This window comes from Thalassotalea sediminis (assembly GCF_030295915.1).
Taxonomy (GTDB): Bacteria; Pseudomonadota; Gammaproteobacteria; order Enterobacterales; family Alteromonadaceae; genus Thalassotalea_C; species Thalassotalea_C sediminis.
Window position 1 is genome coordinate 3,167,593 of sequence record NZ_AP027361.1, and the last position, 16,007, is coordinate 3,183,599.

At 39.8% G+C, this 16,007-nt stretch carries 16 protein-coding genes; 6 read left to right on the forward strand and 10 right to left on the reverse strand.

All coding sequences use genetic code 11. From position 1 onward, the window contains the following. Positions 1-10: 10 nt before the first annotated feature. Genes QUE09_RS14470 through QUE09_RS14490 form a run of 5 tightly spaced genes read right to left on the reverse strand, consistent with a single transcriptional unit; the run spans position 11 to position 5,858 of the window. A complete protein-coding gene (locus QUE09_RS14470; protein WP_286233546.1) occupies positions 11-1,744 on the reverse strand; it encodes a GMC oxidoreductase in 1,734 nt (577 codons plus the stop codon). 39 nt (positions 1,745-1,783) lie between these two features. Beyond that, complete coding sequence (locus QUE09_RS14475; protein ID WP_286233547.1) at positions 1,784-2,395, reverse strand: gluconate 2-dehydrogenase subunit 3 family protein; 612 nt, start codon at positions 2,393-2,395, stop codon at positions 1,784-1,786. A gap of 23 nt (positions 2,396-2,418) precedes the next feature. After that, positions 2,419-3,624 (reverse strand): MFS transporter, encoded by a 1,206-nt coding sequence (locus QUE09_RS14480; RefSeq protein WP_286233548.1) that lies wholly within the window; start codon positions 3,622-3,624, stop codon positions 2,419-2,421. A gap of 9 nt (positions 3,625-3,633) precedes the next feature. Further along, the gene (locus QUE09_RS14485; RefSeq protein ID WP_286233549.1) at positions 3,634-4,686 is read right to left on the reverse strand and encodes a sugar phosphate isomerase/epimerase family protein; all 1,053 of its coding nucleotides are present in this window, start codon (positions 4,684-4,686) and stop codon (positions 3,634-3,636) included. 8 nt (positions 4,687-4,694) lie between these two features. Then, a complete protein-coding gene (locus tag QUE09_RS14490) occupies positions 4,695-5,858 on the reverse strand; it encodes a Gfo/Idh/MocA family protein (protein ID WP_286235945.1) in 1,164 nt (387 codons plus the stop codon). A gap of 149 nt (positions 5,859-6,007) precedes the next feature. Here QUE09_RS14490 and QUE09_RS14495 point away from each other — a divergent pair, with 149 nt between their 5' ends. Beyond that, positions 6,008-6,733 carry a helix-turn-helix domain-containing protein gene (locus QUE09_RS14495; protein ID WP_286233550.1) on the forward strand — a complete coding sequence of 242 codons (726 nt, stop codon included), beginning with the start codon at positions 6,008-6,010 and terminating at the stop codon, positions 6,731-6,733. 42 nt (positions 6,734-6,775) lie between these two features. On the opposite strand, the gene QUE09_RS14500 is transcribed toward QUE09_RS14495, so the two are convergent. Together QUE09_RS14500 and QUE09_RS14505 are read right to left on the reverse strand one after the other, a co-directional pair. Then, positions 6,776-7,108 carry a hypothetical protein gene (locus tag QUE09_RS14500; RefSeq protein ID WP_286233551.1) on the reverse strand — a complete coding sequence of 111 codons (333 nt, stop codon included), beginning with the start codon at positions 7,106-7,108 and terminating at the stop codon, positions 6,776-6,778. 190 nt (positions 7,109-7,298) lie between these two features. Beyond that, positions 7,299-7,619: an EF-hand domain-containing protein gene (locus QUE09_RS14505; RefSeq protein WP_286233552.1), complete on the reverse strand. Its 321-nt coding sequence runs from the start codon at positions 7,617-7,619 to the stop codon at positions 7,299-7,301. Between the two features lie 360 nt (positions 7,620-7,979). Here QUE09_RS14505 and QUE09_RS14510 point away from each other — a divergent pair, with 360 nt between their 5' ends. From QUE09_RS14510 to QUE09_RS14520, 3 genes are read left to right on the forward strand one after another with little or no spacing between them, the layout of a single operon-like run. Further along, on the forward strand, positions 7,980-9,413 hold the full coding sequence (locus QUE09_RS14510; RefSeq protein WP_286233553.1) for a HAMP domain-containing sensor histidine kinase: 1,434 nt from the start codon (positions 7,980-7,982) through the stop codon (positions 9,411-9,413). A 52-nt stretch (positions 9,414-9,465) separates the two neighbouring features. After that, positions 9,466-9,969: a hypothetical protein gene (locus QUE09_RS14515; protein ID WP_286233554.1), complete on the forward strand. Its 504-nt coding sequence runs from the start codon at positions 9,466-9,468 to the stop codon at positions 9,967-9,969. Then, positions 9,966-11,354, forward strand: a complete 1,389-nt coding sequence (locus QUE09_RS14520; protein WP_286233555.1) for a sigma 54-interacting transcriptional regulator — start codon at positions 9,966-9,968, stop codon at positions 11,352-11,354. The genes QUE09_RS14515 and QUE09_RS14520 overlap by 4 nt, the downstream gene beginning before the upstream one ends. A gap of 25 nt (positions 11,355-11,379) precedes the next feature. On the opposite strand, the gene QUE09_RS14525 is transcribed toward QUE09_RS14520, so the two are convergent. Beyond that, entirely contained in the window at positions 11,380-12,702 is a 1,323-nt protein-coding gene (locus QUE09_RS14525; protein WP_286233556.1) for an amidohydrolase, read from the reverse strand. A 43-nt stretch (positions 12,703-12,745) separates the two neighbouring features. Next, a complete protein-coding gene (gene zapE, locus QUE09_RS14530; protein ID WP_286233558.1) occupies positions 12,746-13,861 on the reverse strand; it encodes a cell division protein ZapE in 1,116 nt (371 codons plus the stop codon). Positions 13,862-14,021: 160 nt separating this feature from the next. On the opposite strand from zapE, the gene QUE09_RS14535 reads away from it, so the two are divergent. After that, a complete protein-coding gene (locus QUE09_RS14535; RefSeq protein ID WP_286233560.1) occupies positions 14,022-14,486 on the forward strand; it encodes a ZapG family protein in 465 nt (154 codons plus the stop codon). A 71-nt stretch (positions 14,487-14,557) separates the two neighbouring features. Next, a complete protein-coding gene (locus QUE09_RS14540) occupies positions 14,558-15,913 on the forward strand; it encodes a Do family serine endopeptidase (protein WP_286233563.1) in 1,356 nt (451 codons plus the stop codon). On the opposite strand, the gene QUE09_RS17615 is transcribed toward QUE09_RS14540, so the two are convergent. Then, positions 15,888-15,971 carry a DUF3955 domain-containing protein gene (locus QUE09_RS17615; RefSeq protein WP_350226394.1) on the reverse strand — a complete coding sequence of 28 codons (84 nt, stop codon included), beginning with the start codon at positions 15,969-15,971 and terminating at the stop codon, positions 15,888-15,890. The genes QUE09_RS14540 and QUE09_RS17615 overlap by 26 nt on opposite strands. Between the last annotated feature and the right edge of the window lie 36 nt (positions 15,972-16,007).

Genomic DNA, 16,007 nt, shown 5'->3' on the forward strand with positions numbered 1-16,007 from the left:
TCCTTATCATTTAAATTCGTTTAGCGTTCATTTCTTTTACTGCGAAATCAACCGCCCTTACGGTTAACGCCATAAAAGTTAATGAAGGATTTACGACAGCAGAAGAACAAAAACTCGCACCATCTGTAACAAACAAGTTAGCAATATCATGCGTTTGATTAAAACCATTCAATACTGATGTTTTTGGATCACGTCCCATGCGCGCAGTACCAACTTCATGAATTGCAAGTCCTGGTGGTGCACCATCAATAGAGTTGTAGCTTCGAATGTCTTTAAGACCTGCTTTTTCAAGCATATCTTTAGCGGTATTTTCAGCATCAGCCATCATCAATATTTCATTTTCTGACCATGTACAATCAATATGTAATTGAGGAATTCCCCATTTATCTTTTTTGGTTTTGTGCAATGCCACGTGATTTTCAAAACGTGGCAACATTTCACCTTGTGCCATCAAGTTAAAATACCAGTCTCCAGCTTGAGTCAGGTTTTCTTTAAAACTGACACCGATACCTTTGGTATTTGCTTTACCTTTCCAGCCTCCTCTACCTGCACCACCAGCGAGCGCATACCCTCTAACATACCCTTCTCGGTAACGCTTAGGCTCAAATTGGAAGTTTGGAATATAAATGCCCGTTGGCCTTCTACCCGACACAGTTTCATCTTCAAAACCTTCAACACGCCCTACAGCACCAGCATTGTAATTATGGTCCATTAAATAATGACCAAGTACACCTGAGCTATTGGCAATACCATTAGGAAATTTCTTTGAGGTTGAGTTAAGCATGATTTGCGTTGACCCCAGTGTAGACGCACATAAGAAGACAACTTTTGCGTAATATTCACGTGTAGATAAATCGTCATTGTCAATTACTCTGACGCCTTTTACACGATTCGTTTTCTCATCATAGATAAGGCTATGAACGACACTATTTGGCGCAATATGCAGATTCCCTGTTTTTGCTGCCGCAGGTAACGTTGAACTTTGTGTCGAAAAATAAGCACCAAATGAACAACCTTTTTGACATTCATTTCTCGCCTGACATTGTACACGCCCTTGTGATAAATGTAGCTCAGTTGATTTGCTTAAATGCGCTGTTCGCCCCATAATCATCGGGCGATCTGGAAATAACTTCGCAAACTTTTTTTGCAACAAAAGTTCTGGCGAACTAAATTCAAAAGGCGGTAGAAATTCACTGTCAGGCAATTGCGGCAAGCCATCATAATTTCCCGAAATACCTGCATGTTTCTCAACATGTGAATACCACGAAGCGAGATCATCATACCTTATCGGCCAATCATTACCGTGGCCATCTAGCTTGTTAGCATTAAAATCATGATCACTAAATCGATATGACTGGCGATGCCATAGTAATGATTTTCCACCGAGTTGATTTGCACGGATCCAAGAAAAGTTAGTTCCTTTTTCTGTCTGATAAGGTAAATCTCTATCGTTGCCAAAAAAATGCTTGGTACCATCGTGAAATGCATAGCATTGCTGTTGAATTTTATATTGTTGTTCAACCAACAAATTATCCACCTTCATGCGATTTGGATACTCCCAAACGCCCTTTCCTTCGGTTGGATAATCTTTTTGATGTTCAACAATACGACCGCGCTCAATCATGAGTGTTTTTAAGCCTCGTTCACAAAACTCTTTAGCCGCCCAGCCGCCGCTAATACCTGAACCGACTACAAGGGCATCATATTCTTGTTCGCTTTGTTGAATGTATAAATCTTGCTGCATAGTTTACCTCTTCTTTAAAACCGCTAAAGCGACAATGGCTTAATAGTAAGCTAATGAACCATAAGCCTTTCCTATGGATTCATAAGGTACAGAACCTTTAAAACCACCGGGGATGGCTTGGTAAGCCAGCACTTGAGTAGCGCCAATCTCAGTCGTTAGATAACCAAAAACGATCAGTGACTTTAACGTTTTAAATTGCTGTTGATCTGTTATTGAAAAACCAAACTCTCCAGCTTCTAGTTTTTCAAGTACCAGTGTTTGTTGCTTTTTAGGAAGAGATACAAACAGCTTTTTATACTGTAACTGAGCAATATCATTAATCTTAGTAACAATAGCTAACGAAGCTGTTTGTTCCGCTTTGCTATGACAAACAACTAATTGGTGATCAACAAAACCATGCACATCAAGTTGCGCAGCACTCGGGGTATCTGTTTCAGGTATAATAGTTTCACAGATAGCGTAAAGCGTAGCGAACTGCTCCTGACTAAACAGGCGTCGTTCAGCGGCCTTATCTTTTTGTTGATATTCAAACGCAGCGGCTAACGCGTTACCTGCGGTAAGTTGCGTAACGGCACTTGCCCCCATTAGCGCTGTTAACCCTTTTAAAAACTGTCGTTTATTCGCTGTTTTAGCTAATACATTTTTGCTCATATATCCCCCCAGTTAATCGCTTATTAAGCGATAGTTTTTCTCTTACGCATATAAAGCGTTAAACCAGCAAATGCAGCGATAAGAATAATTGGAAAAATTGAAAGATTAGAAAGTGCGGCTTGACCAGCAACTAACTCAGCTAACTGAGGATCAGGGTTAGTTGCAAGCGCAGTTTGTCTCGCTTCATCAATCCATTGACCAATAATGGGGTTCCACATACTTACGGCAAACATACCTGCTCCGCCCATTATAGACATGCCTAACGCGCCTGATTGCGGTATATTTTCGGCAACAAAGCCAATCATTGTTGGCCAAAAGTAAGTAACACCTATTGCAAATATCAAGGCACACACATATACCGCGCCACCTGTTGCAAAGCTCATCGCATATATCCCAATTGTTGTAATAATAGCAGATGCCAATAACACCCCAGATGGATTTAAACGATGTACCAAAGGACCAGCAAAATAACGACCTACCGCCATCACCCCTGTGATCATCGCCATAATAAGCATTGGAGAAGCACCAGACGCGCCTAATATTCTTTCTATCCATTGCTGTGTACCCAACTCACTTGTCGCAGTAAGCGTCATACAGAAGGCCATAAAAAGAAACAACGGAGAGAATAACCCTTTAATGTTCGTTGCTGTGGATGTTTCAATATTGTCGCTTTCTGGAAATTGATGTCTAAACATAAGAAAGCCATAAATTAAGGTTGGAATAAGCATGACGGCAATTTGCATTTGCCACCCAATACCAACATCAGTGAACAACTTAGAAATTAACGCACCAATAACAATTCCACCGGGGAACCAAACATGGAAACGATTAAGCATTGTCGTTTGATTTTTATGGTACATATCCGCAATTAATGGATTACAGCCCGCTTCTACTGCGCCATTAGCAAAGCCAATACAAAAGGTCGAAATTAGTAATGTCCAGAACCCGTCAGCAGAGATAGTCAATAACAGGCCGACAATATGGCCGACAAAGGCGATCATCACCAATTTCTTGGCACCTAGTAAATTGTAAAGTAAGCCGCCGAACATCGTTGCAACAGGGAAGCCTAAAAATGCCATGGCGTTTATCCAACCGAGCTCAGTATCTGTCAAAATAAAATCTTGACTCAACTGCGTTAAAATCCCCGCTCTAATCGCAAAAGTCATCGCTGTTACTGTTAATGCTAAGCAACAGGCGATAAAAAGCGTATTTTTATTTATTGTTTTCATGCTTTTTCCTTACAAGCCTAATATTTTTTTATTTAAAGTTTCATCCTGACCACTAGAAGCGAAATCATCAAATGCGTGTTCAGGTGTTCGAATGAGGTGTTTTTCGATAAATGGCGCACCTTCACGAGCACCGTCTTCTGGATGTTTTAAGCAACATTCCCATTCAAGAACAGCCCAACCCTGATAACCGTATTGAGTCAATTTACTAAAAATTTGAGCGAAATCTATTTGTCCATCACCTAACGAACGAAAACGGCCTGGGCGTTCCTGCCAATCTTGATATCCGCCATATACACCACTACGGCCATTGGGTCTAAACTCAGCATCTTTGACATGGAATGCTTTGATACGATCATGATAAATGTCAATAAATGCTAAGTAATCCAATTGCTGTAAAACAAAATGACTTGGATCGTAAAGAATATTTGCGCGCGGATGATTGTTTACTTCAGCAAGAAAGCGCTCAAATGTTACCCCGTCGTGCAAGTCTTCGCCTGGATGTAACTCATAACACACATCAACACCAGCTTCATCGAAGGCATCTAATATGGGTAACCATCGCTTAGCAAGCTCTTTAAAACCATCATCAACTAACCCCGCAGGCCTTTGTGGCCAAGGGTAAACCGTTTGCCATAACAGTGCCCCTGAAAAAGTAGCGTGTTCAGTTAATCCAAGTCTCTGGCTAACCTTAGCGGCCATCGTCACCTGCTTAATGGCCCATTCAGTGCGCGCTTTCGGATCATCACGAACTTCTGGTATTGCAAACGCATCAAACTGCGCATCATAAGCAGGATGAACCGCAACAAGTTGCCCTTGAAGGTGAGTAGACAGCTCGCTTATCGATAACCCTGCATTGGCAACTGTAGCCTTAATGTCGTCACAGTAAGCTTGACTTTGAAATGCTTTTTCTAGGTCGAAAAGACGTTTATCCCATGTTGGAATCTGTACTGCTTTATAACCTAAACTCGCAGCCCATTGGCAAATGCTTGATAAACTGTTGAATGGCGCGTCATCATTGCAAAATTGTGCGAGAAAAATCGCTGGCCCTTTAATTTGTGTCATAGTAACTCCTATTCCGCCGATGTAAGGCTTAATTTGTGCCATTTTGTCTCTGACTGACTGGCTCTAACAGTATTCTCAATAAAGGCCATACCTCGTACTGCCTCTTTAATTCCTGGAACATCATGCGTTTCATTCGTTGCATCTTCACCCAGTTGAAACGCGTGAATTTGTCGAGCAAAATTTTGATAAACGTTTGCAAAAGCCTCCAAATACCCTTCAGGGTGTCCTGCTGGGACGCGCAATGCATTTTGCGCCTGTTCACACATATCACCAATACCAGCACGTAGCATTTGCGTAGGCTTGTTAGCGGATTTTAACCACAAGGTATTTGGTTCCATCTGCCACCACTCGAGACTTTTCTTGTCGCCATAAATGCGTAAACGAAGGTTATTTTCCTCACCAACCGCAATCTGACTAGAAAGTAATACGCCTTTGGCACCATTTGAAAAACGTAATAAAACGGTGCCATCATCATCAAGCAGTCTGTCTGAAACCGTTGAAGTAAGGTCAGCACATAATTCATCAATTGTTAATGCTGATACATATTCAGCTAAATTTGCTGCATGGACACCAATATCTCCCATACAGCAACTAATTCCAGATTTTTTCGGGTCTAACCGCCAACTTGCTTGTTTACTTTCTTCATCATCTTTTGACGCTAACCAGCCTTGACTATACTCAACAACCACTTTAACAATATTGCCAAGTTCTCCCTCTGCAACTAAGTGTTTAGCTTGCTTGATCATGGGGTAGCCATTGTAAGTATGTGTTAAGCCATAAAGAGTATTATGCTGCTCAATTAACGCTTGGAGAGCTAAGGCTTCATTTAAATCGAAAGTGGCGGGTTTATCTGAAAGCACGTGAAACCCCTGCTCAATGGCCATTTTAGCAACAGGAAAATGTAAATAGTTAGGCGTAACGATTGCCACAAACTCCATTCGCTGATCTGCAGGAAGAGACGCTTCTTTTTTAAACATGTCTTCATAACTGGCATAACATCGATGTTCATCAACGTTTAAAGCGGCTCCTGATTGACGACTTCGCTCAGCATCACTACTAAAAGCCCCACAAACGAGTTCTATATTACCATCCAAAAATGCAGCCATTCGGTGAACAGCACCAATAAAGGCACCTTGACCGCCGCCAACCATGCCCATGCGGAGTTTCTTCATCATCAATCCAAATACAAAATAGGTAATGCTATTTAATATAGGCTTAACATCATCAAAGTGTTATTAATAAATCGGTTTTTAATGCAACATATTCGGCGTACTGATGTTAATATCTACGTCACCTTTAATAACTTAACTTACTTGACAGTATGAGTGTTGATAGATCCTTGCTTGCGCAAATAGATACCTTACAGCTAATAAAGATGTTCGATCTTTTACCCGATATTTTGTTTTGGATTAAAAACGATAAGCATCAATTTATATATGCAAATAAAGCTTTTATTGCACATCAACGAGTAAAATCGATTGAGCAAGTTGTTGGGAAAACAGACTATCATTTTGCCCCCGCTCATATAGCAAAACAGTTCATTCGTGATGATGCAAAAATTCTATCCGGTGAAAGTGTTACCGAAAGGCTCGAAATGAACATTAATCTTTCTGGAAATATGGCTTGGTATAGTACAACAAAAAGACCTTTGTATGATAAATCAGGAGCGATTGTCGGCTCTTATGGCATTACAAGGCACTTGGCAAAACAAGCGATGGTACTAACAGGACTAGAGGCAATAAAAGTGCCTGTAGATTTCATAAAAGAAAACTATCATCGAGAATTATCTATAGAAACACTCGCTAGTGTTGCGCATCTATCTGTAAGTGCACTAGAGCGGCGGTTTAAAAAATATTTAAAGAAAACACCAAAGCAATTTATCAATGATTTGCGATTAGAAAAAGCGAGACAATTACTCGTTGAAACAACAACACCTATCGCCGAGGTTGCAGAAAAAGCAGGTTTTAGTGATCACAGTTATTTCAGTAAAAAGTTTAAACAGCTATTCGGTGAGCTCCCCTCTCAATTTCGCGATAATTACCAATAATTACAACGCCAAATAGCTTGTTTAAAAACCATATACAGCGAGCTATTTTACTAGCTTTAATACATTACTTACTGGTGGTTGATATGTTGGGATATCGACTTGCGCATTGACCATAGACGACTGCTTAAATCGATCGAAGTTGGCGTTAGTTACGCCTAATTGTGAACAAAACTCTTTAAATGTTCTAAAATCATCACGGGTAAACGCTTCATTTTCTCGGGTAAGTAATCCATCAAAATAAGCATTATCGCCATTTAGTGTAAGTGACGCGATAGCACTATAGGGATCGCCATAATTGTCAACGCGTAGTGCCCTTACGGCTTTTATTTCGAATATCCAGTTGTTGTGATGTACATATCTCGGCATTGTTTTCATGTAAGTACCTATTTCAAAATGAAAAAAGCCGACTGAGGGTTGGGAAGACAGCCGACATAAACAACGGAAGCATAAGGGCTGCTGATTGTTGATTCACTGTACAGTTTGGCGCGACCAGAAAATATGCCAAAACTTTGATAAATCACGTTAACTTAGCAACAGCAAGCCTAAAATCAACAGCCCCTAATTCCTAGTTTTTAGCAGTTGCACCAACATAAGTTGCGAATTCATCTGCACTAATTGCTTGATCAGCGTTGCTATCAATATCATTGAAAGCTTTCAATAAACCAGTATCTAGAACATTTTCGAGTTCTTTCTGACTTAATAATCCATTTTTATCGCTGTCATTCGTTTTCAATAGTTGGTCGAACGTTACTTTTTTAGCAGACTTAGCTTCTTTAACTTTTTCAAGCTCAGGTTGCTTAGGTGCTTCGTTTGCATTGACTAAAAATGCTCCTGTAGTACAAAAAGCTACAACGGCACATACTTTTTTTAAACTAACTGGTTCCATAAATTTTTCCTTTCTAAATATTATAATAAAAACGTGTTAGGGAATGTTCGTAACATCTAATGCAATCAATGCACCAAGTTTATAACTAATTGTATTTTATGGTTTATTTTAAAAAAAACATCTTAAACCCCATAAAAACTGTTGCTAATTGGCGACAGTATAAAAAGACTAAATTATTTCTTACCGTAACCATGACCTAGCAACCTCTTTTTTAAATAATAAAATCAAAAACTTAACAATTATCGTATAAGATTAAAAGACTGTCGCCAATTGAAGACAGTATTGAATTCCTGAGGAAATACCGTAAAAATACGTACTGATTCGATAGTCATTATTTATATAAAAGTTAGGCGAGCTCCTTTGCGTTTTGCACTTCGAAATTTTTCAATAAAACATTTAACCATCTTTGGCTTTACACTGGTTATTCTGCCACTCGTATTAACCTTATTGTACGGTAGCCAAAAGTTACGCCAACTTGCGGAGCAAAGTACTTCGAGTATTGCTCGTGTTGCAACGACGGTTGCAAGCGATCGTCAACTCAGTACGTCCTTAAACCTATTACAGCGTTCAGCAAGCCAATATATTGTGTTAGAAGAAAAAGAGTTACTCGATCGTGTTTATAATCAGCAGCAACAAATAGATGTTTTATTAGAGCAGCATAAACAGCAAGCTTCTTCTGCGGCTATCAATTTAATCAGTCAAAAACTACGACAAGAAGTTCAACAAACATTATCTATGATCACCGCAGTTGAAAAGCCAACCTTAGACGATTTACAAACTAGCTTTAAATCGATGAACACCTTAAGTAGTGAGCTAGGTGCGCAGAATGAAGCACACATTCAACGCCAAGTTATTCAAGTGCAATCAAGTGCCAAAAACACGCAAAAGGTATTGCTAAATAGCGTATTTATCATTCCCATTAGCATTGTAATCGCCATTCTATTTTCATTAATGATTTTAAAGCCATTACAATCGCTGCAACGAAAAATTCAACGATTAGAACAAGGCAAGTTTGATGATGAAATTCGCTTTTCAGGCGCAACTGAAGTACAAGATATCGCGAAAGCCCTCGAAAAAATGCGACTTAGGCTGCATACATTAGAACAACAAAAGTCGAGTTTTATACGACATATTTCACATGAATTAAAAACGCCACTGGCAGCCATTCGAGAAGGAACAGAATTACTGTACGACAATAGCTTAGGCGAGTTAAATGACGGCCAACAAGAAGTAACGCAAATAATGCGCTCGAATGTGAATCGGCTACAAACATTAATCGAGGGGTTACTAGACTTCAATATCGTATTAGATTCAACAAGTTTGTTGACAGCTGAACCTGTGCGACTTGCCAACATCATTGAAGAATGCCTCACTGCTCGAAAATTAGAACTTCAAGCGAACGCCATTTCGATTGACCTAAATTTACAAGAAATATCACTCACGACCAATAAACAACAACTTTCTGTTGTTATTGATAACTTACTTTCAAATGCAATTAAGTATTCACCGAACAATGGTAAAATAGCCATCGAGGCATATGTGGAGTCTCAGCAATTAATTTGCACCATTACAGATCAAGGGCCGGGTATAAACAAAGCCTTATCAAATAAAGTCTTTGATGCTTTTTATCAAGGACCTCCGCCAGAAAATGCACAAATTAGAAGCAGCGGTCTAGGGCTGACTATTGTCAAAGAGTTATTAAAACGACTAGATGGTAGTATTTTATTGAAAAATCAGTCAAAACAAAGCGGTTTAGTTGCGATTATTACCCTTAATAAATTGGACAATGAATAACATGAACAAGGTACAACACAACAAAAGCCTTAACACGTATAAGCGAACGTCAATGAGTAAATGCATACTTATGGTGATTGTTATCAGTCTTTTTAGTGGTTGCAAAATTACGCCTTTTAGTGCGCAACCACAAACTTTTGCAAGCTATTATTTATGGATAAAATCTCTATCAACTGAAGCGTTAAAAGCAGAGTTATCCATTATTAATCAGCAAACAGAAAACAGTGCATTTACAGATACCAAACGTGTAAAACTAGCGCTTTTATTTGCTTTACCTCGCATGCCGCAGCACAACCCATATACGGCAAAGACACATTTAAATCAAATTGATAAGAGCTACTTTTCAGCTGATGATCTCGCCTTTGTCGAACTCTTATCAGAACAATTAAATCAGCAGATCATTGCGTTGAACCGAAACGTTTTAACCAATCAAAAGCTAGAGCGTATAACCGATAAAAATGTGCAGATTAACGAACAGGTTAAAAAGTTAACAACACAAATAAATCAGTTAAAAAGTATCGAACGAGACATTCAACCACAAGAGTTAAATCAATGAGCAACACTTCTGATAACAAAGAAAAATTAAATGTTTTAGTGGTTGATGATGACCCAAGTTTATTACGATTAATAAGCATACGATTAAGTGCTGCGGGTTATAATGTGCATGCTGCGGACAATGGTAAAAAAGCCCTGAGTATTGTCGATAGTAACTCGATTCAACTTGTCATTAGCGATCTACGAATGGAAGGAATGGATGGCATGGCGTTGTTTGAAAAAATACGCACTATACAACCAAATTTGCCCGTAATTATTATGACAGCACATGGCACCATTCCCGATGCTATTCACGCAACGAAACAAGGCGTATTTAGCTTTCTGACAAAGCCTTTTGAAAGTCAAGAATTACTCGACACAGCAAAACAAGCTATTCATTTACAGCCTCACTCAGACAGCTACTTACAAGACGACGAGTCTAACCAATGGCGACAAAATATCATTAGCCGAAGTGCAGTAATGTCATCGCTGTTACAACAAGCAAAGCAAGTTGCACAAAGTGATTTTAGTGTCTTAATCCATAGTGAGAGCGGCACAGGTAAAGAGCTTTTAGCACAAGCTATTCATCTAGCAAGTGAACGCAAAGACAATACCTTTACAGCAATAAATTGTGCGGCAATCCCAGAACAACTATTAGAATCTGAGCTTTTTGGTCACAGAAAAGGCGCCTTTACTGGGGCAGAGCAAAACCATGTTGGTTTATTTGAGGCGTCTAATGGCGGTACGTTATTTTTAGACGAAGTTGGCGATATGCCAATGAACTTTCAAGTTAAGTTATTACGTGCTTTACAAGAACGAGAAATCCGTCCTGTAGGCAGCACAAGTTCAGTTAAGGTCGATGTTAGGATTATCGCAGCAACACACCAAAATTTGCAGCAAGCAATCGTTAACAATGAATTTCGCGAAGATTTATATTATCGGTTAAATGTAGTAGAACTTGCACTTCCACCACTTGCAGAGCGCAGAGAAGATATTCCGTTACTGGCGACACATTTTCTAAATAAAAGTAAGGCAAGTACAAAACGTGAAATAAATGGTTTTACTAAAGAAGCAATGGAAGTACTGATCAGCGCACCTTGGCCGGGTAATATTAGACAGTTACAAAACGTGATTGAACATAGTGTTGCCCTAGCAACGGAGTCACTTATCAGTGATGCGCTAATTCGCAATGCCTTGAGAGACAGAACCTCTCAGTTGCCTTCTTTTCAAGAAGCACGAGAGCATTTTGAACGCGATTACTTATCTAAGTTACTAAAAATTACCGCAGGCAACGTATCTCAAGCAGCGCGTATTGCGCAACGAAATAGAACAGAATTCTACAAACTGTTGAATAAACATCACTTAGATGCTGAGCAATACCGCAATGATTACGGAACACCAGAGTAATAATCGTGTTCCGTCATTATTTCAACTAAGACTTTTTCAGTACATCCAATAAAATATTTACCGTTGCTTCAACCCCTTTTGTTACAGCAGGTTTTGGTGCAATCTTAAATAGCGGACTGTGATGACTAGGTACTTGAGGCCCACCTTGCTTAGCACGTTCAAAATCTGCCTTAGGCGTTCCGCCGACAGTAAAGTAAACACTAGGTATAAAAGGTGTGGTCGTAAAAAAACCGAAATCTTCGGCTCCCATTCCTAGATTTACCGGCGGTACAAGAGCATCACTTCCCATTGTGGTTGTGATCACTGATTTGACACGTTGAGCAAGTTTCTTATCATTAAAGGTCGGCGGGAATGCAAACTCACTAACAGTGACTTCAGGTAACTTATCTTCAGGTAAACCTGCCGTTCTTGCGGTACCGATAGCTACACGCTCTATAGCAGTAAGTAACTGCTCACGTACTCGAGGATTTAAACTTCTTACAGTCAATTGCAAATGGGCACGATCTGAAATAATGTTGTGCTTGGTACCTGCATGAAAAGCACCAACAGTGATAACGCCTGCATCTCTTGGAGCAAGTTCACGGCTAACAATAGTTTGAAGGTTAGTAACTATTTGCGCACCAATAACTATTGGATCTTTACCTTTATGAGGATAAGCACCATGTGCCCCTACGCCTTTAACAATAATATCAACAGTATCAGCTCCTGCGTAAGGTGAACCTTCATCGACAGTGATCTTCCCCGCTTCTACGCCAGAAGAAACGTGAAACGCAAAAGCGTAATCTGGCTGTCCAAAACGCTGCCAAATATTATCAGCCATCATAGCACTGGCGCCTGGCCCTTTTTCTTCTGCGGGTTGAGCAATCAACATCAATGTGCCTGACCATTCATCTCTGTTGTTTGACATATAACGGGCTGTACCAACCAAACTTGTTATGTGTACATCATGGCCACATGCATGCATAACACCAACTTCATTACCGTCCCAATCAGTAGTCTTCACAGTAGATGCCATTGGCAATCCAGATTGTTCTACAACCGGCAAACCATCCATATCTGCCCGCATCATAACTAATGGGCCGTCGCCATTTTCCATCAAGGCGACAATACCGGTACCACCAATTTTTTCATGAACCGTAAAGCCAGCGCTAGCGAGCTCCTTCGCAAGACGCTTAGCGGTTTTGAATTCCATTAACGAAAGTTCAGGGTTTCGATGAAAATGCTCCCACAATGCACCTAGATGTTGATTATAATCTTGTTTAACATCATGACTTATTTGTTCAGTTTGACTTAGTGCTGCGCTTGAGACGAATAACATCCCTAGTACAACTGTAATTAGTGGTTTCATCGTAACCCCTTTCATTGTTATTTTTAATTGCGTTTACTTACCATTAAGGTAAATGTTCAGATGCCAAGTAATCATGCGACTGCATTTCCTGAAGTCGACTTAAACATCGTTTAAATTCAAAGCTCAGCCCGCCGTGACTATACAAATCTTCCATGGCTACTTCTGCAGAGATAATGAGCTTTACCTTCCGTTCATAAAATTCATCAACCAATGCGATAAAACGTCTAGCCGCGTCATCGCAATCAGCATGCATTTGTTTAACATTCGCTAATAATACCGAGTGATATTCTTTACTTAATTCCATGTAATCGCTTTGACTTCTCGCTGATTCACAAAGTACAGAAAAATCAAAATGTACCACACCGTCTGACGCTTCAATTGATGTTAACTGACGGTTGTTTACCTCAATAATTGCCGCTGATTTTCCAGCCTCTACTGATAACTGAGAAAAATAACGGTGTAAGTTTTGTGAAGCTTTTTCATCTAACGGATAATGGTAGATCTCCGCTTGCTCTAAAGTTCGTAATCGGTAGTCAATACCACTATCTACATTGACAATATCGCAATGTTCATTGATTAATGCAATGGCGGGTAAAAACCGCGCGCGCTGTAAGCCGTTGCGATAAAGTTCATCAGGCACGATGTTAGAAGTTGCTACTAGGGTAACATTGTGGGCAAATAATTCTTCAAACAATGTGCCTAAAATCATTGCGTCGGTAATATCAGAAACAAAAAACTCATCAAAGCAGATAATACAGGTTTCTTCTGCAAAGCGTTTTGCAACCACTTTTAATGGATCAGATTGTCCTGCAAGTGTTGCTAGCTCTTCATGAACTCGATGCATAAAACGATGAAAATGAATCCGCATCTTATTTTCAAACGGCAAACAGTCATAAAAAGTATCAACGAGATATGTTTTCCCTCGGCCAACGCCTCCCCAAAAATAAAGTCCTTGCGCACGTGCTTTTGACGATTTAGCAACGACCCGCTTCCAACGATTGAGTACTTTCTTAAACCCAGTAACAGGTAAAGGCTTGTTTTGTAAATCCTCATACAACCGTTGTAAATGTTTTACCGCGTTTTCTTGGGCTTTATCATATTGAAAATCGTCTCTTTCGAGATCTTGTTTATACTTGTCTATAGGAGATAAATGTATCATTCGGGCTTTATTTATTTATCGTTAATAACGTACGCTTGAAAAATTTAATTTAGCATACATATTAATTTTCAGATAATTTGGCTTTGTGTGTTAATCTCTATTTTCACCAATTTTTTCCGTTAATACAATTTGTACGGCTTGATAAATAAGGTTTTATGTTATGAATATTGTTATTGGTATTGTTATCTTTATTGTCGGCGCCATTGTTGGCGTTGTCGCGAGTAAGCTTATGTCGGCCTCAAGCAAAAATAGTGCAAGCCTTGCGGAAAAAGCAAGCCAAGCTGAAGCCTCGCTTGCCCAATATAAAATGGATGTGGCAGAGCATTTGGATAATTCAACGAAATTACTTGAACAAATGAATTTGACCTGTCAAACCGCTATGCAGCAAATGGAACAAAGTACAAAATTATTGCAACAAGCCACTCCGGCCGAAGAAGTTGTAATGCCGTTTTTCTCAAAAGAAACCCAAGATCAGCTCGCTCAGACAGTCGCATTGCGCCATGAAAAAAAATCACGAGAGCAAAAGGAAGCGATGACTGAAGCACCATTAGATTACTCAGGAACAGCAAGCGGTCTTTTTGCCGATCAGACACAAGCTGTTACAAATAGCGATGTTGAAAAATAGGAACTTAGCGCTAAATCACTAGTCAGTATTTAGGTATTTATATCCGTTTGAAAGTAGGAGAAACCTCTATTATGAAAAAAATGTCTATGTTGATGAGTAGCATTTTACTTTCTGGTAGCATTGCCATGGCAAGCATGCCTGTCCACGCGAATCTTCCATTATCAATTGATGGACAGAAGTTACCTAGCTTAGCCCCAATGCTCGAAAATGTGACGCCTGCGGTGGTGTTAATTTCGGTCAGAGGTACGCAAGAAGTACAACAACGTGTACCTGACGCCTTTAAATTTTTCTTTGGCAACCCACGCCAAGCGCCTTCACGAGAGCGTCCATTTCAAGGTTTGGGCTCTGGTGTCATTATTGATGCTGAAAAAGGCTATATCGTCACAAATTATCATGTCGTTAAAGAAGCCGATGAGATCCAAATAACTTTGAAAGATGGCCGCCAAATCGAAGCGACAAAAATGGGTTCAGATGAAAACAGTGATATTGCTCTGTTGCAAGTAGACGCAGAGGACCTAGTGGAAGTAAACATTGCCGATTCCGATAAGTTACGCGTTGGTGACTTTGCTGTCGCAATAGGCAGCCCTTTTGGTTTAGGACAAACAGTTACTTCTGGTATTGTCAGTGCCCTTGGAAGAAGTGGTTTGAATGCCGATAATTTTGAAGACTTTATTCAAACAGATGCAGCGATAAATAGTGGTAATTCTGGTGGCGCATTAATTAATTTACGCGGCGAATTAATCGGTATTAATACCGCAATCATTGGACCGGGTGGTGGCAATGTAGGTATTGGTTTTGCCATTCCAAGTAATATGGTTAAAAGCCTTGTAAATCAAATTATTGAATTTGGAGAAGTGCGTAGAGGCGTACTAGGTGTAGCAGGTCGAAGTGTTACCGGTGAATTTGCGAAAGCAATGGAGCTTGAAGAAGCACAAGGCGCTTTCATTGAACAGGTCACCATCGACTCTGCAGCAGACGAAGCAGGTATTGAAGCCGGAGATGTTATTACCAAAGTCAATGGTAAGAAGATACGTTCATTCTCTGAACTTCGTGGGAAAATTGGTGCTATTGGCGCTGGAAACGAAGTTAAACTGACGGTAATTAAAAGCAACGGCAAAGAAAAAACCTATAAGGTAGTGTTAAAGAAAGCCGACGGTCCTAATGTAGAACCTGCTTCTATTCATCGTATGCTTGAAGGCGCTGAACTTGAAAATCACGCCAAAGGCTTAGGTGTGCTTGTTTCATCCATAGAAGATGGTTCACCTGCAAACATGATAGGCTTGCGCAAAGGCGATATTATTCGTGGTATAAATCGTAACCGCGTAAGTAATATTGGTGAATTAAGGGAGTTATTAAAAGAAGATAATGGCATCTCTTTGCTGCACATTATTCGAGGAAATTCTAACTTGTATATTCGTATACGTTAGTGACTAACGTAATAGGTATTAAATAAAAAAACGGCTCATGTAGTGAGCCGTTTTTTATTGTCTACACATGTGTTAATCTTTAAAAAAAATAATC